This is a genomic window from Micromonospora sp. WMMD729 (assembly GCF_049315225.1).
GTDB lineage: Bacteria > Actinomycetota > Actinomycetes > Mycobacteriales > Micromonosporaceae > Micromonospora.
The window spans coordinates 4,882,549-4,900,534 of the sequence record NZ_CP186059.1; the positions used below are offsets into that span (position 1 = coordinate 4,882,549).

At 73.5% G+C, this 17,986-nt stretch carries 17 protein-coding genes, 1 pseudogene and 1 riboswitch; of the genes and pseudogenes, 13 read left to right on the plus strand and 5 right to left on the minus strand.

What is annotated here, in order from left to right; genetic code table 11:
- Positions 1 to 22 precede the first annotated feature (22 nt).
- The 5 genes and pseudogenes from ACN263_RS22265 to fabF all read left to right on the plus strand — a co-directional run.
- Positions 23 to 1,312 (plus strand): annotated as a pseudogene (locus ACN263_RS22265) (PucR family transcriptional regulator); the annotation flags it as partial.
- A gap of 78 nt (positions 1,313 to 1,390) precedes the next feature.
- Positions 1,391 to 2,347 (plus strand): ACP S-malonyltransferase, encoded by a 957-nt coding sequence (locus ACN263_RS22270; RefSeq protein WP_422736288.1) that lies wholly within the window; start codon positions 1,391 to 1,393, stop codon positions 2,345 to 2,347.
- The gene (locus ACN263_RS22275; protein WP_422736289.1) at positions 2,344 to 3,288 is read left to right on the plus strand and encodes a beta-ketoacyl-ACP synthase III; all 945 of its coding nucleotides are present in this window, start codon (positions 2,344 to 2,346) and stop codon (positions 3,286 to 3,288) included. Before ACN263_RS22270 ends, ACN263_RS22275 begins: the two co-directional genes overlap by 4 nt.
- 87 nt (positions 3,289 to 3,375) lie before the next feature.
- A complete protein-coding gene (locus ACN263_RS22280) occupies positions 3,376 to 3,615 on the plus strand; it encodes an acyl carrier protein (RefSeq protein ID WP_007463517.1) in 240 nt (79 codons plus the stop codon).
- A gap of 2 nt (positions 3,616 to 3,617) precedes the next feature.
- Positions 3,618 to 4,844: a beta-ketoacyl-ACP synthase II gene (gene fabF / locus ACN263_RS22285; protein ID WP_421472528.1), complete on the plus strand. Its 1,227-nt coding sequence runs from the start codon at positions 3,618 to 3,620 to the stop codon at positions 4,842 to 4,844.
- 62 nt (positions 4,845 to 4,906) lie between these two features.
- On the opposite strand, the gene ACN263_RS22290 is transcribed toward fabF, so the two are convergent.
- A complete protein-coding gene (locus ACN263_RS22290) occupies positions 4,907 to 5,125 on the minus strand; it encodes a hypothetical protein (RefSeq protein ID WP_422736290.1) in 219 nt (72 codons plus the stop codon).
- Between the two features lie 121 nt (positions 5,126 to 5,246).
- On the opposite strand from ACN263_RS22290, the gene ACN263_RS22295 reads away from it, so the two are divergent.
- Entirely contained in the window at positions 5,247 to 5,705 is a 459-nt protein-coding gene (locus ACN263_RS22295; RefSeq protein WP_422736291.1) for a MarR family winged helix-turn-helix transcriptional regulator, read from the plus strand.
- Entirely contained in the window at positions 5,702 to 7,123 is a 1,422-nt protein-coding gene (locus ACN263_RS22300) for an MFS transporter (RefSeq protein ID WP_422736292.1), read from the plus strand. The genes ACN263_RS22295 and ACN263_RS22300 overlap by 4 nt, the downstream gene beginning before the upstream one ends.
- A 28-nt stretch (positions 7,124 to 7,151) precedes the next feature.
- On the opposite strand, the gene ACN263_RS22305 is transcribed toward ACN263_RS22300, so the two are convergent.
- Together ACN263_RS22305 and ACN263_RS22310 are read right to left on the minus strand one after the other, a co-directional pair.
- Entirely contained in the window at positions 7,152 to 8,885 is a 1,734-nt protein-coding gene (locus tag ACN263_RS22305) for a glycoside hydrolase family 3 protein (protein ID WP_422736293.1), read from the minus strand.
- Between the two features lie 96 nt (positions 8,886 to 8,981).
- On the minus strand, positions 8,982 to 9,473 hold the full coding sequence (locus ACN263_RS22310) for a DUF3145 domain-containing protein (RefSeq protein ID WP_007463525.1): 492 nt from the start codon (positions 9,471 to 9,473) through the stop codon (positions 8,982 to 8,984).
- Between the two features lie 308 nt (positions 9,474 to 9,781).
- On the opposite strand from ACN263_RS22310, the gene ACN263_RS22315 reads away from it, so the two are divergent.
- Positions 9,782 to 10,111, plus strand: a complete 330-nt coding sequence (locus tag ACN263_RS22315; RefSeq protein ID WP_422736294.1) for a hypothetical protein — start codon at positions 9,782 to 9,784, stop codon at positions 10,109 to 10,111.
- Positions 10,112 to 10,174: 63 nt separating this feature from the next.
- Here the strand turns inward: ACN263_RS22315 and ACN263_RS22320 are convergent, their stop codons facing one another.
- Positions 10,175 to 10,801, minus strand: a complete 627-nt coding sequence (locus ACN263_RS22320; protein WP_422736295.1) for a carbonic anhydrase — start codon at positions 10,799 to 10,801, stop codon at positions 10,175 to 10,177.
- A gap of 181 nt (positions 10,802 to 10,982) precedes the next feature.
- Between ACN263_RS22320 and ACN263_RS22325 the strand changes: the two genes are divergently transcribed.
- The 5 genes from ACN263_RS22325 to ACN263_RS22345 all read left to right on the plus strand — a co-directional run bounded on the left by ACN263_RS22325 (position 10,983) and on the right by ACN263_RS22345 (position 17,164).
- A complete protein-coding gene (locus ACN263_RS22325; RefSeq protein ID WP_422740786.1) occupies positions 10,983 to 11,957 on the plus strand; it encodes an alpha/beta fold hydrolase in 975 nt (324 codons plus the stop codon).
- 107 nt (positions 11,958 to 12,064) lie between these two features.
- Positions 12,065 to 14,182, plus strand: coding sequence for a HelD family protein (locus tag ACN263_RS22330; protein ID WP_422736296.1), 2,118 nt, complete (start codon positions 12,065 to 12,067; stop codon positions 14,180 to 14,182).
- Between the two features lie 108 nt (positions 14,183 to 14,290).
- The gene (locus ACN263_RS22335) at positions 14,291 to 15,208 is read left to right on the plus strand and encodes a cation diffusion facilitator family transporter (protein ID WP_422736297.1); all 918 of its coding nucleotides are present in this window, start codon (positions 14,291 to 14,293) and stop codon (positions 15,206 to 15,208) included.
- Positions 15,209 to 15,316: 108 nt separating this feature from the next.
- Positions 15,317 to 15,448: riboswitch (cyclic di-AMP (ydaO/yuaA leader) on the plus strand.
- A gap of 5 nt (positions 15,449 to 15,453) precedes the next feature.
- Complete coding sequence (locus ACN263_RS22340; RefSeq protein WP_422736298.1) at positions 15,454 to 16,521, plus strand: coiled-coil domain-containing protein; 1,068 nt, start codon at positions 15,454 to 15,456, stop codon at positions 16,519 to 16,521.
- Between the two features lie 94 nt (positions 16,522 to 16,615).
- A complete protein-coding gene (locus ACN263_RS22345; protein WP_422736299.1) occupies positions 16,616 to 17,164 on the plus strand; it encodes a hypothetical protein in 549 nt (182 codons plus the stop codon).
- Between the two features lie 358 nt (positions 17,165 to 17,522).
- On the opposite strand, the gene ACN263_RS22350 is transcribed toward ACN263_RS22345, so the two are convergent.
- Positions 17,523 to 17,975, minus strand: coding sequence for an SRPBCC family protein (locus ACN263_RS22350; protein WP_422736300.1), 453 nt, complete (start codon positions 17,973 to 17,975; stop codon positions 17,523 to 17,525).
- Positions 17,976 to 17,986 lie beyond the last annotated feature (11 nt).

A 17,986-nucleotide genomic window follows, 5' to 3' on the forward strand; every position in this document is an offset into this window, starting at 1 on the left:
CGGTGCCGGCGTTCGTGGCCTGCTCACGACGTGTCAGGCTAGAGCGGTGAGCACGCCGGAGGGTGGGGAGCTGGCGGCCACGCTGCGCCGGATCGAGCGTTCGGCGGGAGCGCTGGCCACCGCCAGCGTGGCCCGGATGGACGAGACGCTGCCGTGGTTCCGTGCCCTGCCGGCCGATCAGCGCTCCTGGGTGATGCTGGTGGCCCAGGCGGGCGCCCGGTCGCTGGTGCAGTGGCTGCGCGAGGGCGGCGGCACGGCGGACAGCACGCAGGAGGTCTCCGACGACGTGTTCGACGCGGCGCCGCAGGCGCTGGCCCGGTCGATCACCCTCCAGCAGACCGTGGCGCTGATCAAGGTGACCATCGACGTCGTCGAGGAGCAGGTGTCGCAGCTCGCCGCCGAGGGCGAGGAGCAGTTGCTGCGCGAGGCGGTGCTGCGCTTCTCCCGGGAGATCGCGTTCGCCGCCGCCCGGGTGTACGCGCGGGCCGCCGAGTCGCGTGGCGCGTGGGACGCCCGGTTGCAGGCTCTGCTTGTCGACGCGCTGCTGCGGGGTGACTCGCCGGACGTGCTGGCGAGCCGGGCCGCCGCGTTGGGCTGGGCGGACGCGCCGCCGGTCGCGGTGGCGGTGGGCCACTCCCCCGGCGGGGAGGTCTCGGCCGTGCTGCACGTGGTGTACCGGCTGGCCCGGCGGATCGGTGTCGAGGTGATCGGCGGGGTGCACGGCGACCGGTTGGTGATCGTGCTGGGCGGCGCGGCGGACCCGCTGAGCGCCACCGGCAAGCTGCTGGACGCGTTCGGGGACGGGCCGGTGGTGGTCGGTCCGGCCGTACCCAGTCTGGACGAGGCGACGGAGTCGGCGCGGTCGGCGCTGTCCGGCTTCCGGGCGGCACCGGCCTGGCCGGCCGCCCCCCGGCCGGTGGCGGCGGCCGACCTGTTGCCGGAGCGGGCGCTCGCCGGTGACGCGGAGGCCCGCCGGCGGCTGCGGCACGACGTGTACGCGACGCTGGTGCGCGCCGGCGGCGAGCTGTTGGAGACCCTGGACGCGTTCCTGGCCGCCGGTGGCACCCTGGAGAGCGCGGCGCGGGCGCTGTTCGTGCACCCGAACACGGTGCGGTACCGGCTGCGCCGGATCGCCGAGGTGACCGGTTTCTCGCCGCTCACCCCCCGGGACGCGTTCGCCCTCCAGGTGGCGTTGACCGTGGGCCGGCTGGACCCGGTGGTCCCGGTGGCCTCGTCGGTCCCGACCCAGACATTGACCCCGGCCGCCCGGAAATCTACCCAAACCAGTGATGATCCCCGCCGATCTTTGTAAGAAACCTCCAAAGGTTCTAGTGCGGTTTGGTCGGCCCCGGCACAGCTTTACCCACGCGTATCCGGGAGAGTCATAGGCGTGCTCGCCGTACTTAGTCCCGGCCAGGGTTCGCAGAAACCCGGCTTTCTGACCCCCTGGCTCGACCTGACCGGCACCGAGGCGCGCCTGCGCTGGTGGTCGGCACTGGCCGGCGTGGACCTGGTGCACCTGGGCACCGCCGCCGACGCCGACGAGATCAAGGACACCGCCCGCACCCAGCCGCTGCTGGTCGCGGCGGCGCTGCTCGCCGCCGAGCAGCTGCCGCTGGACGGCGTGGCGCTCACCGCCGGCCACAGCGTCGGCGAGCTGGGCGCCGCGGCGGTCGCCGGGGTGCTGTCGGCCGAGGCCGCGATCACCCTCGCCGGAATCCGTGGCCGCGAGATGGCCGCAGCCTGCGCGCTGGAGCCGACCGGGATGGCCGCCGTGCTCGGCGGCGACCCGGACGAGGTGCTGGCCGCGATCAGCGCCAACGGGCTGCACCCGGCGAACCGCAACGGCGCCGGCCAGATCGTCGCCGCGGGCGCGCTGGACGGGCTGGACGCGTTCGCCGCCGCGCCGCCCGCGAAGACCCGGGTCATCCGGCTCCAGGTGGCCGGGGCGTTCCACACCCCGTACATGGCCCCGGCCGAGACCGCGCTGGCCACCGTCGCCGCCGGGATCGCGCCGGTCGACCCGGCCCGGATCCTGCTGTCGAACCTCGACGGCACCGCCGTCACCGACGGGCACGAGCTGGTGCGACGGCTGGTCCGCCAGGTCACCGCGCCGGTGCGCTGGGACCTGTGCATGCGCGCTCTGGCCGAGCACGGGGTGACCGGCGTGATCGAGTTGCCCCCGGCCGGCACCCTCGCCGGGCTGGTCAAGCGGGAGCTCAGGGGCGAGGGCGCCCCGGAGATCGTCACCCTGAACACCCCGGACGACCTGCCGGCCGCACGGGACCTGATCGCCCGCCACGCCACGCCGGGCCAACCGCTCGCCCGCATCGGAGGACACTCATGACCGGCAGTCGCATCGTCTCGATGGGGCACTACCAGCCTTCCCGGGTGGTGACGAACGACGACATCGCCCAACTGGTCGACACCAACGACGAGTGGATCCGCGACCGGGTGGGCATCGTCACCCGGCGGATCGCCGACAGTGAGACGGTGGCCGACATGGCCGCCGCGGCCGCCGACAAGGCGCTGGCCAACTCGGGGCTGAGCGCCGCCGACATCGACCTGGTCGTCGTGGCCACCTGCTCCTCGATCGACCGGAGCCCCAACGTGGCCTGCCGGGTCGCCGGCAAGCTGGGCATCACCGCGCCGGGCGCGTTCGACGTCAACACCGCCTGCTCGGGCTTCGCGTACGCCCTGGGCACCGTCGACCACGCCATCCGCGCCGGAGCGTCCCGCAACGCGATCGTGATCGGCGCCGAGAAGCTGTCCGACTTCACCGACTGGACCGACCGCTCCACCTGCATCATCTTCGGCGACGGCGCCGGCGCCGCGGTGGTCACCGCCACCGCCGACGACGAGCCCGCCGGTATCGGCCCGGTCGTCTGGGGCTCGGCGCCGGAGAAGAGCGACGCGGTACGCATCGAGGGCTGGCGCCCGTACATCCAGCAGGAGGGTCAGTCGGTGTTCCGCTGGGCCACCACCGCGCTGGCGCCGCTCGCGCTCCAGGCGTGCGAGCGGGCCGGGGTGGACCCGTCGGAGCTGGCCGCGTTCGTGCCGCACCAGGCCAACGCCCGGATCATCGACGGCATCGCCAAGCGGCTCAACATCCCGAACGCGATCATCGCGAAGGACATCGTCGAGTCCGGCAACACCTCGGCGGCGAGCGTGCCCCTGGCCCTGTCGAAGCTCGTCGAGCGGCGGGAGGTGCCCTCGGGCGCCCCGGTCCTGCTGTTCGGCTTCGGCGGTGGCCTGACCTACGCCGGTCAGGTCGTCCGCTGCCCCTGAAGCCCCCTTGAGGCGCGTACGCCCTCCAGGAGCGGCGGTCGGCGCGGCCGGCCGCCGGAGAACCCCCTATGAGAGGAACCAACCGCAATGACCCGTGACGAGATCACCACCGGCCTCGCCGAGATCCTCGAAGAGGTTGCCGGGGTGAACCCGGACGACGTGGCCGAGGGGAAGTCCTTCACCGACGACCTCGATGTCGACTCGCTCTCCATGGTGGAGGTCGTGGTGGCCGCCGAGGAGAAGTTCGGCGTCAAGATCCCGGACAACGAGGTGCAGAACCTCAAGACCGTCGGGGACGCCGTCAGCTTCATCGAGGCGCAGTCCTGATCATGAGTCGTCCTGACGTCGTCGTCACCGGGCTCGGCGCGACGACCCCGCTTGGCGGGGACGTCGCGTCGACCTGGGACGCCATGCTCGCCGGCCGCTCCGGGGTGAGTGCCCTCACCCAGGAGTGGGCCGCGCAACTGCCCGTCCGGATCGCCGCCCAGTTGGCCGTGGAGCCGTCCGAGGTACTGGACCGGGTGAAGCTGCGCCGGCTGGACCGCTCCGAGGCGATCGCGCTCATCGCGGCGCAGCAGGCCTGGGCGGACGCCGGTCTGGCGGACGCCGGCCTGGACGCCGAGCGGCTGGCGGTCAGCGTCGGCTCCGGCATCGGCGGCGCCACCACCCTGCTCGCCCAGGACGACATCCTGGAGGCGTCCGGGCCGCGGCGGGTGTCCCCGCACACGATCCCGATGCTGATGCCGAACGGTCCGGCCGCCTGGGTCGGGTTGGAGCTGGGCGCCAAGGCCGGCGTGCACACGGTGGCCAGCGCCTGCGCGACCGGCGCGGAGGCGATCGCGCTCGGCCTGGACATCATCCGCGCCGGCCGGGCCGACGTGGTGGTGGCGGGCGGCACCGAGGCGGTCATCCACCCGCTGCCGATCGCCGGCTTCAGCTCGATGCGGGCCATGTCGACCCGCAACGACGAGCCGGAGCGGGCCTCCCGCCCGTGGGACACCGGCCGCGACGGCTTCGTCCTCGGTGAGGGCGCGGGCATCGTGGTGCTGGAGCGGGCCGACCACGCCGCGGCGCGGGGCGCCCGGGTGTACGCGCGCCTCGCGGGTGCCGGCATCACCTCCGACGCGTACGACATCGTGCAGCCGCACGCCGAGGGTGAGGGCGCCATCCGGGCCATCGCCAAGGCGATCGCGGACGCGGACATCGCCAAGCAGGACATCGTGCACGTCAACGCGCACGCCACGTCGACCCCGGTCGGCGACATGCTGGAGATCGGCGCGCTGCACAAGGCGCTCGGCGACCACCCGGTGCTGGCGGCGACGAAGTCGATGACCGGTCACCTGCTGGGCGCGGCCGGTGCGTTGGAGTCGATCGCCACGATCCTGGCGATCCGTGACAGCGTCGTGCCTCCGACGATCAACCTGGATGACCCGGAGCCCGGGCTCAGCCTGGAGGTCGCCGCGCACAAGGCACGTCACATGGAGATCCCTGCCGCGCTGAACAACGCGTTCGGTTTCGGCGGTCACAACGTCGCGCTGGTCTTCGCGCGGCCCTGACCCGACCGATCCGCGGCTACCCCGAACGGGCCCCCTCTCGCCGAGGGGGCCCGTTCGCGTGCTCAGCGCCGGTTGCGGGGATGCTGGCGGGCGGTGCGCTCGTTGCCGTGGCGGTAGTTGCCGGTCCAGCGGGCCATCACCAGTTGCGGGTCGTCGTCGACCTCGGCGAGGAACTCCGTCGCCCGGGCGCCGCGCAGCGTGCCCGCCACCCGGCCGTGATGGGTGATCACCACCGTGCCGTCGGCCCGCTGGTCGTACCGGAAGCCCTGCGCCTGACCCATGCCGACACGCTGCCAGCGCGGCCCGCGCGGCGCGACCGAATTCCTCAGCGACCGGCCGCTTCCGCGACGATCGGATCGCCAGTTCCATAGATTGTGAATATAAAATGGCTATGCTTCACGCATGAGCCGTCCGGACACCGCTCCTGGCGCGTCCGCCGCCGTCGGGGCAGCCCTCTACGGGCTGGCCACCCGGGCCGCGAGACGCCTGCCCCGGGACATGAGCCTGACGTCCGCCGCCACCCTGGCCACCCTGGACCGGACCGGCCCGCGACGGATCACCGACCTGGCCGCGGCCGAGGGCATCACCCAGCCCGCGATGACCACCCTGGTCCGGGTGCTGGAGCAGTCCGGCCTGGTCGAGCGGCGGGGTGACGCGTCCGACAAGCGGGTCACGTTGGTGTGCCTGACCGAGGCCGGCGCGTCCTACGTCCGGGCGCGACGCCGGGCGGGGGTCCAGGCGTTCGAGCGGTTGATCGACGAGCTGACCGGCGACGAGGTCGAGGCGCTGATGGCAGCCCTTCCGGCGCTGAGACATCTGGCCGAGCTCGAGAGCCAGGACCGCGACGGGCCCACGCGGTGACCGGGCAACCGGTCGGTGACGTCGCGGCGCGGGCTGTCCCGGGGACGCGCTCCGAGGCGCGGCTGCTGGTCCCCGCCCTGATGTTCGTCGCCCTGGTCGTGGCGACTGTCGCCAGCCTCGGGACGCCACTCATCACCAGCGTGGCGACGTCGCTCCACGTCCCGCTCGGCAGCGCGCAGTGGACGCTGACCGTCCCGCTGCTCAGCGGCGCCGTCGCCACGCCGGTCCTGGGCCGGCTCGGAGCCGGGCCGCACCGGCGGGCCGCGATCCTCGCCACGCTCGCGGTCGTCGTCGCCGGCAGCGCGCTCACCGTGCTGCCGCTGCCGTTCGGGTGGCTCCTGGCCGGCCGGGCCGCCCAGGGCATCGGGCTCGGGCTCACGGCACTGATGATGGGGGTGGCCCGGGACCACCTCCCCGAGGAGCGCAGCGCCGCCGTGATCGCCCTCCTCTCGGTGGTCTCAATCATCGGAGCCGGCATCGGCTATCCGCTGGCCGCGCTGCTCGCCGAGGTCGGCGGGGTACGGGCCGCCTACGGTCTCGGCCTGGTCGTCACCGCCGCCGCCCTGCTGACCGCGTGGCGCTCCGTGCCCGACGCCCCCGAAGGCCGCTCCGCCCAGTTGGACGTCCCTGGGGCGGTCGTCCTGGCCGCCGCGCTGCTCCTGGTGCTGTTCCTCGCCGGTGACCGGGACCTGTGGGGCCGGCACCTCGCCGTGGCGGCGGGACTCGCCGTCGTCGCGGTCGTGCTGCTCTGCGGCTGGACCATCATCGAGCTGCGCAGCGCGGCACCCCTGGTCGATGTGCGGGCGGTGCGACATCCGGCCGTCGCCGGGGCGAACCTCGCCATGTTCGTCGGCGGCATCGGCATGTACCTCCTGCTCACGCTCATCACCCGGTACGCGCAGGCGGCACCGGTCGCCGGTTACGGCTTCGGGCTCACGACCTTCGTCGCCGGGTTGGTCCTCGTCCCGTTCTCGGTGCTGGGGTTCGTCGCCGGCAAGCTCACCCAGAAGGTCCGGACGCGGATCGCCGACCCGCTGCTCCTGGCCGGTGGCGCCGTCGTGGTCGGCGTCGGCTTCGCCCTGTTCGCGGCGGACCGGTCGAACCTGACCGAACTGTTCGCGGTGATGGGCGTACTCGGCTTCGGTGTCGGCGGCTTCTCGGCCGCGATGCCCGGCGTCATCCTGGCCGTCACCCCCAGGAGCGAGACGTCGAGCGCCATGAGCGTCAACTACGTCGTCCGCAGCGTCGGGTACTCCCTGGGCAGCGCCGTCGGCGGCCTGATCCTCGCCACCGGCACCGGCCCCGGCCACCTCTTCCCCGACGACCGCGCCTACACCACGGCGGCGCTGGTCGGCATCGGCGCGATGGCGATCACGACGCTGACCAGCCTCGGTCTCGCCCGCCGGGGGACCGGCTGACCGGGATCCGGTCGGATTCCCGGTGCCGTCAGCTCTTGCAGGTGGTGGCCGGCAGGCCGGGCACGGCCACCGGTGACCGGCCGCCCGGGCGGGCCTTGCCGGCCAGCACGGCGGCGAGCGCGGTCATCGACGCCCGGCTGGAGGAGTACGTGGCCAGCAGCGTCGGCGACGTGGCCTTGGCCAGCACGTACGGGGTGTCCATGGCGACGGTGACCGCCGCGTCGGCGCTCAGGTCCTTCTCGCCGTCGCCGTAGCCGACCAGGTGCACCACCGTCCCGCCGCTCGGCTTCACGGTCACCCCGGCCGCCTTCAGCGCGGCGGTGAGCGTGGCCCGGGTGCCGTCCCGCCCGCCGGAGGAGGTGACGGTGACGGGGCCGGGCACCGCGCCGCCGCAGGCCCCGCGCAACACGGTGACCGCGCCGGCGGCCAGCGCGTCCGCCGCCGCCCGGTGCGCCGGGGTGTTGAGCGTGGACATCGGCTCGGTGGGGGCCGCCGCCAGCCGGAACTTCATGGTCAGGATCCGGGTGACCGCGTCGACGAGCCGGGCCCGGGGCAGCGACCCGCCGCGCAGGGCGGCGAGCAGCCCGTCGTACGCCTGACCGACGTTCGGGGTCATGAGGATCAGGTCGTTGCCCGCGTTCAACGCGCGGACGGCGGCCTCGCCGGGCGCCCACCGCTTCGCCGGCGGCATGTTCATCCCGTCGGTGATCACCACGCCCTTGAAGCCGAGCTGACCGCGCAGCACGTCGGTGAGCAGCTTGTGCGAGAAGGTCGCCGGGGTGCCGGGGTCGATGGCCTGCGCGTCGAGGTGGCCGGACATCACGGCCATGGCACCCGCGTCGAATCCGGCGCTGAACGGCGGCCACGCGCCGCTCCGCAACGCCGCTTCGGACTGGGTGAGCACCGGCAGGTCCTTGTGCGAGTCGTCCGCGCTGTGGCCGTGCCCCGGGAAGTGCTTCAGGGTGGCCGCCACCCCGCTGGCCTGCAGGCCCCGGACCGCGCCGCCGACCTGCGCGGCCGCGATCTTCGGGTCGGCGCCGTACGACCGGGAGCCGATCACCGTGCTGCGGGTGGCCAGCACGTCGGCCACCGGGGCGAAGTCGATGTTGATGCCCATGGCGGCGAGTTCCGCGCCGGCGGCCCGCCAGGCCGCCTCGGTCAGCTTCGGGTCACCGGCCGCGCCCGCGGCGAGGGCACTGGGCAGGATGGTGACCCCGTCGGTGACGCGGGTGACCACGCCGTACTCCTGATCGGTGCCGATCAGGAAGGGCGCCGGGCCGGCGGTCAGCCGCCCGGCGGCCGCGCGCAGCCCGGTGGTCAGGTCGTGGACCTGCTTCGGGTTGTCGACGTTCGTGGTCTCCTGATTGCCCTTGGTGGGGTCGTCGGCGCTGAAGCCGACCAGGATCAGGCCGCCGAGGCGGTACTTGGCGATCATCTCGGCGGGGGTGTCGACACCGGCGAGCGCCTGGTTGCCGGCCGCCGAGCCGGTGGAGACCTTCGTGGCCGAGTCGCCGTACGCGTACGGCATCAGCACCTGCCCGACCAGGTCCTCGTCGGAGAGCGTCGCGACCAGCGCGGCGGCCCGGGCGGCCGGGTCGTCGGTCGACGGCGAGGCGGGAGCGCTCGGGGCCGCCGACGTGCCGGTCGGGCCGGGCGTCGGATCGGGACGGTCCGGGGTACCCGAGCAGCCGGAGACGAGCAGCGCGGTCAGGGCGGCGACGGCGACACCGGCGTGTCGCGGGCGAATCGGCACGCCGACCATCCCACCAGTTCCCCCTTATCGGGGCAACTTGACCTTACCGGTCGCCGCCGTACGGGTGACGCGACTCGCAGGTGGGCGGCGCGCAAGGCCCGGCCATCAGCCGACCCGGGTGAGCAACGTCACCGGAGCACCGTCACCGGCGTACCGGTACGGCTCCAGGTCAGCGTCCCACGCGGTGCCCAGCGCCTTGTCGAGGGCGTGCGACAACGCCTCCGGGGCCCGGGCGGAGGCCATCAGGGCCCGCAGCCGGTCTTCGCCGAGCTGGATGTCCCCGGCCGCGCCGACGGTGGCCCGGAACAGGCCACGGGCGGGCACGTACATGAAACGCTCACCGTCGGCGCCCGGACTCGGCTCCTCGGTGACCTCGAAACGGATCATGGGCCACTGCCGGAGGGCAGCAGCCAGCTCGGCGCCCGTCCCTGGACGGCCGGTCCACCCGCACTCGGCCCGGCGGGCGCCGGGGTCGACGGGCTGAGCCGTCCACTGCAGGTTGACCGGCGCGGCTAGGACGCGCGCGATCGCCCACTCGACGTGCGAGCACACGGCGAGCGGGGTCGAGTGGACGTATACGACGCCACGCGTTGGCACGGTGACCTCCCGGAGAGCGAGGTGCGTCTTCCCCTACGACCTCGTCCACCCGAGTGGTTGCTGGAACACATGATGACTGCTGTGACGGATGGTGCGCCAGGGAATCGGAAAAAACGCCTCCCGGAATAGCCGGACGGGTGGTCTCCGTTGCCTCACAGGACACCGCGACGACCAGCCTGATGTCGTGGTCCTGTACAGTTCCATCGGCGGCTTCTGCCGCGTTACACCTCTGCGGGCCGACGCAGTGTCACCCGCACACAGCCCCCGGACGTTCCAGTCCTCCCGTACGTCTTGCAAGGAGTACCTCCGTGGCGAGCAACACCTCTAAGACCGCGCGCGCGTCAGTCCGGGCCGGCCAGGCTGGCCAGGGTGGCGCCCTCAGCGTGCTGGGCGAGTTCAAGTACCTCATCCCGCTCAACGGCGGCAAGCACGCCTACGTGCGTAACCTGACCAACGGCAAGACCGCGCACCTGCGTACCGACTCCGACGCCTTCGTCGAGGAGATCCGGACGCTGGCCGCCGCCGGCCACGCCGCCAAGATCCGGGCGGAGATCAACAACCTGGCCACCGTTCACCCGAACGACGGCTGGGAGGCCACCGAGAAGCGTCTGGTCGCGGCCGGCGTCTTCGAGGGCTGAGCCCCTCCCCCACCGCATCACCGACCGCCCGCCGGGATATCCCGGCGGGCGGTCGTTCGTTTCTCAGCACGGCTCGAGCAGGGCGACCTCGCCGGTGCGCAGGTCGTAGAGACCGCCGACCACCGCGACCCGGCCGGCCGCCACGGGCTCGGCCAGCAGGTCGTCCGCGCGCAGCGTCTGGACCGTACGCCGGACATGCCGGCGGATCGCCAGAGGATGCGCCTCCGGATCGTCGAGCCCCACCTCGATGACCGCCGGGGCGATCTCGTCGACCAGGTGGGCCAGCGAGCCGCCCGGCCGCTCCCCCGCCCGCAGCGCGTCCACGGTCGCGCCGACCGCCCCGCAGCGTTCGTGGCCGAGCACCATGACCAGCGGCACGCCGAGCTGACCCACCACGTACTCGATGGAGCCGCACACCGCGCGGTCGAGCACGTGCCCGCCGGTGCGGATCACGCAGATCGCCCCGAAGGTCTGGTCGAAGATCGCCTCCAGCGGCACCCGCGAGTCGATGCAGCCGAGGACCACCGCGTACGGCTGCTGGTCGCCGGAGGCGGCCGCCGCGGCAGCGGTGACGTCGTGCCCGTGGATCGGCTGGCCGCTGACGAACCGCCGGTTGCCACCGAGCAGAGCGGCCAACGCGTTCCGGGGCGTGCCGCCGGCCTGCCGTCCCCACCCCCCGGGCCCACCCATCGGCGGATGCGGACTCCCCTGCGCCGGCTCCATGCCGTCCAGCCTGGCCCGCCGCGCACCGGCGCGGGCCGGGTCGGGAATGTTCCGCCGGGACGATTGGCGTGCTGTCAGGGCGGGTAGCCGGTGTTACCGCCCGGTATCGGAGGTGCGGGTGGTGCCTGGGCGACCCTGGGAGGTGGCGATGCCGGAGCGGTTCGAGGTCGGTATGCCCGACAGAGTACGGCTGCACGTCGAGACCACCGGTCCCGCGGACGCCCCGGTGACCGCGGTCCTGCTGCACGGCTGGACGCTGGACGGACGGAGCTGGCACCGGCAGCTCGACGCACTCACGTCGTCGTTCGGCGACGCGCTGCGGGTGGTCACCTACGACGCACGGGGCCACGGCCGGTCGAGCTGCATGGCGCTGCCCACGGCCACCCTGGCCCAGCTCGGCGACGACCTGGCCGCCGTCCTCGACACGGTCGCGCCGACCGGCCGGGTGGTCCTGGTCGGGCACTCGATGGGCGGCATGACGATCATGGAGTACGCGCACCGCCACCGGCAGCACTTCGCCGCCCGTACGGCTGGCCTGGTCTTCGTCTCGACCACCGCCGAGGGGCACACGCACACCGTCTACGGGCTGTCGCCGCGGATCGCCCGGTTGATCCGGCTCGCCGAGACGACCGGCGCCGGCGTGCTGGCCCGCTGCGGATCCTGGCGGGCGCCCCGGGCGCTGCTCAACGCACTGCGACCGAGCATCCGGTGGATGCTCTTCGGCGACCGCTGCGACCCCGCCGACATCCGCCTGGTCACGTCGGCGGTGGCCCGCGCCTCGCTGCGCTCGATCGGCGGTTTCCGGGCCTCGATCGGCGCCCAGCACCGGCTGGACACCCTCGCCGCCCTCGCGCACCTGCCGGCCGCCGCCCTGGTCGGTGACCGGGACCGGCTGACCCCGCCGCCGTGCGCCGAGTCGATCGCCGCCGTCCTGCCGGCCACCGAGCTGACCGTCTGCCCCGGCGCCGGCCACATGCTGATGATGGAGCGCCCGGACGAGGTGAACGCGGCCCTGACCGGCGTCCTGGGTCGGGTGTACGCCACGCCGCCGCCCGGGCCCGACGTGAGCGCCGCGCCGCCGCCGTCCGGGCCGGACGTGAGCGCCGTCGCCGCGGGTCGCTGAGCACGTTCGCGCACCTCGGGCGCGGCGGGTCGGGTCGGGGGCCGTACCCTTCTGCGGTTGGCCCGCGCGGTTCGCGCCGCTTGCCGGCGACATCGAAGGAGCGTGCGTTGACCGACCAGACCGCCCTGGAGCAGGAGATCGCCGTCGAGCAACGGCACCTCGACCGGGTGTACGCCCGACTGGCCGAGCTGCGGCAGTCGGCGGTACGCGCCGAGCGGGACGGCTACCGGATGGCGCGGGTGGGCACGTTCGGCGCGCTCGTCGAACGCGACGCGATGGTCTTCCACGCGGCACAGCGGCGGCACACCCTCGACGCCGAGCACGAGGGGCTGGTCTTCGGCCGCCTGGACCTGCGCGACCGGCAGGTGCTGCACGTCGGACGGCTCGGCATCCGGGACGAGGACGCCACCACGCTTGTCGTCGACTGGCGGGCACCGGCCGCGTCGGCGTTCTACCAGGCCACCCCCGCCCAGCCGCTGGGGGTGGTGCGCCGCCGTACGATCCAGTCCCAGCGGGAGCGGGTCACCCGGATCGAGGACGACCTGCTCGATCCGGACGCCGCGCCGGAGGGGATGACGGTCGTCGGGGACGGCGCACTGCTGGCCACCCTCTCGCGGGCCACCGGCCGGGGCATGCGCGACATCGTGGCGACCATCCAGCGGGAGCAGGACGAGGCGATCCGCTCGCCCGGTTCCGGGGTGACGATCGTCGCGGGCGGCCCGGGCACCGGCAAGACCGCGGTCGCCCTGCACCGGGCGGCCTTCCTGCTCTACTCCGACCGCAGCCGGTACGCCGGCGGCGGCATCCTGGTGGTCGGCCCGTCGACCGTCTTCGTCGAGTACATCGCCTCGGTGTTGCCGTCGCTGGGCGAGGACACGGCGACTTTGCACTCGCTGGGCACCCTGTTCCCGGGGATGACGGCCACCCGCACCGATTCGCCCGAGGTGGCGGCGGTGAAGGGCTCGCTGCGGATGCGCCGGGTGCTGGAGCGGGCGGCCCGCGACGCGGCCCCGGGGGCACCGGGTGAGCTGCGGCTGCTCTACCGGGGCGGGCTGCTGCGGTTGGATCGCCGCGAGCTGGACGCGATCCGGGACCGCGCGCTGCACCGGGGCGCCCGGCGCAACGAGGTGCGTCGCGCCGGCTTCGACGGTGTCTTCGCCGCGCTGTGGGCGCAGGCCCGGCGGGTGAACATCAGCCGGCTGCCCGAGCAGCGGGCCTTCGAGGACGAGATCGCGGAACGGCCGGAGTTCCGCGAGTTCCTCAAGGCCTGGTGGCCACGCCTGCACCCCCGGCACGTGCTCGGCTGGCTGGCACGACCGGACCGGTTGCGCCGGTACGCCGGGGGGATCCTCTCCGGTGCGGAGATCCGACTGCTCGGCACGGCGTACCAGAGTCTGGAGAGCGAGGGCCCGACCATCGCGGACGTGGCGCTGCTCGACGAGCTGGACGCGCTGCTCGGCAAGCCGGTGAAACCGGCGCGGGCGCGGCGCGACCCGTTCCAGCTCGCGGGCGGCGTCCGTGAGCTGAGCACCGCGGCCGACCGGCAGCGGGCCGCCCGCGCGGCGGCCCGGGAGCGGCCGGAGGACTACCGGGAGTACGCGCACGTGGTGGTCGACGAGGCGCAGGACGTCTCGCCGATGCAGTGGCGGATGATCGGTCGGCGCGGGCGGTTGGCCTCGTGGACGGTGGTGGGCGACCCGGCGCAGACCGCGTGGACCGGCGACCCCGAGGAGCTGACCCGGTCCCGTGACCAGGCGCTGGGCCGGCGCAAACGACACGACTTCACGCTCACCACCAACTACCGCAACTCGGCCGAGATCTTCGCGGTGGCGGCGGCGGAGATCCGCCGGCTCTACCCGGATCTCTCCCTGCCGACGGCCGTCCGCTCCACCGGTGTCGACCCGGTCGAGCTGGTGGTGCCGCCCGCCGGGCTCCGGGCCACGGTGGTGGAGGCGGCCACCGGCCTGCTGGGCGAGGTCGACGGCACGGTCGGGGTGATCACGCCGGTCACCCGCCGCGACGAGGTCGCCGGTTGGCTCGACGCGCTCGGCGCGGCGCGCTTGCAGGTGGTGACCAGCCTGGAGGCCAAGGGCATGGAGTACGACGGGGTGGTGCTGGTCGCCCCGAGTGAGATCCGGGCCGATCCGGGCTCTGGCGTCCGCACGCTCTACGTGGCGCTCTCGCGCGCCACCCAGCGGCTCACCACCATCGACCCGACCGGCTGACCGTCGCGTTGGCGGTACCGGTCGGACGGGGCCGCCCGTACAGTTGCACACATAGCGATGTGAGCATACATTTGACCCGGTCCCGGGCGGCGTCGGAGGGTGGGTTTCGTGGGAGCAGGACATGACCACCACCACGCGTCGGTCGCCAACGCCGCCCACCAGCACCGGGGACGGCTCTGGGCCGCCTTCGGGCTGCTCGCCACCCTGATGGTGGTCGAGGCGGTGGCCGCCTTCCACACCGGCTCGCTGGCCCTGCTCTCCGACGCCGGACACATGTTCACCGACGTGCTCGGCATCGGGATGGCGCTCGCCGCGATCACCGCCACCCGACGGGCCACCGGCGATCCGCAGCGCACGTTCGGGCTCTACCGCCTCGAGGTGCTCGCCGCCCTGGCCAACGCCGTGCTGCTCTCCGGCGTGGCGGTCTACGTGGTGATCGAGGCGATCGGCCGGTTCGGCGACCCGCACGAGGTGCTCAGCGGGCCGATGCTCACGGTGGCTGTCCTCGGCCTGCTCGCGAACGTGATCGCGTTCGCGCTGCTGCGCGCCGGCGCCCGGGAGAGCATCAACCTCCAGGGCGCCTACCTGGAGGTGCTGGGCGACCTGCTCGGCTCGCTCGGCGTGATCGGCGCGGCGCTGCTCATCACGGTCACCGACTGGTGGTGGGCCGACCCGCTGGTCGCGGTCGCCATCGGCGTGTTCATCCTGCCGCGCACCTGGCGGCTGGGGCGTGCCGCCGTACGCATCCTCGTGCAGGCCGCCCCGGAACACCTCCAGGTCACCGCCGTGCACGACCGGCTGGCCGCGGTGCCCGGCGTGGTCGAGGTGCACGACCTGCACGTCTGGACGCTCACCTCGGGCATGGAGGTGGCCTCCGCGCACCTGACCATGGCGCCCGGCGCGGAGGTCGGCGCGGTGCTCACCGCGGCGCGCACCGCCCTGCGGGAGGACTTCCGCATCGAACACGCCACGTTGCAGACCGAGCCCGGGGCCGCCCCGGGGGCGTGCGGCTCCATCGAGTGGTGAACATCTGCGTCACCACGCCCGCACCGTCCGTCACAACGGCTGCACAGACCCCACCAGCACCGGTAGGCTCTGTCCCGGCCACCACCCGGCGGCGCCTCCCGGCGCCGGTGGCGGCCGCCGCCTAATCGCCCGACAGGGCGAACCGGGGAACCATGTTCCTGGGGTGCATCCGCGTCAGCGGTAGGGATCTTCCGTCCCGAACCCGTCAGCTAACCCGGTCGGCGGCTGACGGAAGGACATGCGTAGTGGCACCAGCACGACCTCTGGCCGCCCGACTGGCGGCACTGATCGTCATGATGGTCACCCTCGGCGTCGCGCTCCCGGTCGGCGCCGCCAGCGCCGCTCCCCCCGGCGGCCTGCGGGCCGCGATGGCACCGGACGGTGACGAGGAGGGCGGCACCCCCGCGCTGCGGGCCCAACTCGAGGCCGCCAGCAAGGGCTACCTGGACGCGAAGCGCGCCCTGGACACCTCCGTCCAGCGGCAGCAGCAACTCGCGGTCAAACTCAAGGACACCGAGGCCGAGATGACCGTCCGCAACGGCAAGGTCGGCGAGATCGCCGGCGTGGCGTACCGCACCGGTCGACTCAGCACCGTCTCGGCCCTGCTCAACAGCAACACCCCCGAGGGCTTCATGGACCGGGCGGCCGCCCTCGACGTGGTGGCCGCCAACGAGGACCGGGTGCTGCGCGACCTGCACGCCACCCGGGACGAGGCGAACCGCACCCGCGTCGCCCTGGACGGCGAGATCCGGGAGCAGCGTAAGCAGGTCGAGGTGATGGCCAAGCGCAAGGAGCAGGCCGAGCGGGCCCTGACCGTCGCCAACGACAAGGCACGCACCACCGCCGCCGACACCGGCTCCAACCGGGGCACCTCCACCGCCAACGCCCAGCCCGCCCCCCGCAACTCCGACGGCTCCTGGCCGTCCGAGTCGTGCAGCGTCAACGACCCCACCCCGGCCAGCGGCTGCATCACCCCCCGCACGCTGCACGCGCTCAACCAGGCCAAGGCCGCCGGCTTCACCCGGTACGTCTCCTGTCACCGCAACGGCGGCTCGGGCGAGCACCCCAAGGGCCGGGCCTGCGACTTCGCCGCGCAGAAGGGCGGCTTCGGCGGGGTCGCCAGCGGCGGGGACAAGACGTACGGCAACAACCTGGCCGCGTACTTCATCCGCAACGCCGACCGGCTCGCGGTGCTCTACGTGATCTGGTTCAAGCAGATCTGGCTACCCAGCAGCGGCTGGAAGGCGTACAGCGGGGGGAACGGCGACCCCTCCAGCGACCACACCAACCACGTACACCTGTCGGTGTACTGACCGCCGAGGCCGTCCGGGGTACGTCAGCGGGCGTACCCCGGACGTCGTCGGCGGTCGGACGACGCCGCCGGGTCGGGTCGGCAGCATTCGGGGTATGCCGCGAATCGCGCCCACCACCCGCAAGGCCCTGCTCACCCTGCACCTGGTCACCTCCCTCGGCTGGCTCGGAGCCGACCTGGTGCTGCTCACCCTCGGCATCGCGGCCCAGCGCGGCGCCGATCCGGCCGTGGTCTACCCGGTCGCCGGACTCGTCGGCACCGTACTCTTCGCGCCGCTGAGCGTGCTCGTGTGGCTCGTCGGTGTCGCCAGCGCGCTGCTCACCCCCTGGGGACTGCTGCGCTACCGGTGGGTGGTGATCAAGCTCGTGATCACGACGGTGATGGTCGGGCTGGTGCTGTTCCTGCTCACTCCGAACCTGCGGCACGCGGCCGCGCTGGGCGCCGCCCTACCCGCGCGGGACCGCGCCGACCTGGTGATCGCGCCCGCGGTGTCGACCAGCCTCATGATCATCGCGACGGTGCTGTCGACGTACAAGCCCTGGGGACGCCGATCCGCGCGACCCCGCCGCACCGGGGCCGCACGAGCCGCGACGCAAACTCCTCGCGCTGGCAGCACCGGGCACGATCGCGCGATGACGCGGTGAGCAACGCCGTCGCCATCACGATCAGGCTGCTCACCGGCGAGATACCCGCCTGATCACGACGGCCGCGCGCCGGAAGCCAAGGGGGTGCGCACGTCCTTTGCTCTGCTTCAACCGACGCAACATAAAGCGGCGCGAACCGTTGCGTCCGTTGAAGCAGAGCAAAGGGTCATGCTCAGGCATCCGGGTCGGGTCGGGCCACGCCAGACCGGGCCACGCCAGACCGGGCCACGCCAGACCGGGCCACGCCAGACCGGGCCACGCCAGACCGGGCCACGCCAGACCGGGCCACGCCAGACCGGGCCACGCCAGACCGGGCCCGGGGGCCGCGTCGATCGTCTGCCTGCGACGGGTTGCGCAATCAGGAGGCCAGAGTGTCGAGGGCCGCGCCGAGCCGCGCGGCCAGGGCGAGGTGGGCGGCGCGGGCCTGGCGGAAGGCGTACCGGAACAGCGGGGTCGGTGCGCGCAGGGTGATGTCGACGTCGATGCGGACCAGGCCGTCCGGCTCGGCGCGCAGCCGGGTGTGGTTGCGGACCGTGGTGGCGGGCCACTGGTGGGCCACGGTGACGATCTCGTCGGGCTCGCTGACCAGCACGTCCGCGTGGTACGTGGTGCGGAAGCGCAGTGGGCCGGCGGCCAGCCTGTCGTTGATCGTGTAGCTGGCGCGGGCACCCGGGCGGGGCGTCACCTCACGGACCCGCACGATCAGGGGATGCAGCTCGCCCTGACGGGTCAGGTCGCTCAGGAACGCGGCCGCCTCGGCTACTGAGCAGCGGGCCTGGACCGTGTAGCTGAAGGTATCGCTGCTGAGCACACCGTCTCCCG

Coding starts and splice junctions, on each gene's coding strand:
- ACN263_RS22275 (WP_422736289.1), top strand. CDS start 2,344: ATGACCGGCAGTCGCATCGTCTCGATGGGGCACTACCAGCCTTCCCGG.
- ACN263_RS22280 (WP_007463517.1), top strand. CDS start 3,376: ATGACCCGTGACGAGATCACCACCGGCCTCGCCGAGATCCTCGAAGAG.
- fabF (WP_421472528.1), top strand. CDS start 3,618: ATGAGTCGTCCTGACGTCGTCGTCACCGGGCTCGGCGCGACGACCCCG.
- ACN263_RS22290 (WP_422736290.1), bottom strand. CDS start 5,125: ATGGGTCAGGCGCAGGGCTTCCGGTACGACCAGCGGGCCGACGGCACG.
- ACN263_RS22295 (WP_422736291.1), top strand. CDS start 5,247: ATGAGCCGTCCGGACACCGCTCCTGGCGCGTCCGCCGCCGTCGGGGCA.
- ACN263_RS22305 (WP_422736293.1), bottom strand. CDS start 8,885: ATGGTCGGCGTGCCGATTCGCCCGCGACACGCCGGTGTCGCCGTCGCC.
- ACN263_RS22320 (WP_422736295.1), bottom strand. CDS start 10,801: ATGGGTGGGCCCGGGGGGTGGGGACGGCAGGCCGGCGGCACGCCCCGG.
- ACN263_RS22325 (WP_422740786.1), top strand. CDS start 10,983: ATGCCGGAGCGGTTCGAGGTCGGTATGCCCGACAGAGTACGGCTGCAC.
- ACN263_RS22345 (WP_422736299.1), top strand. CDS start 16,616: ATGCCGCGAATCGCGCCCACCACCCGCAAGGCCCTGCTCACCCTGCAC.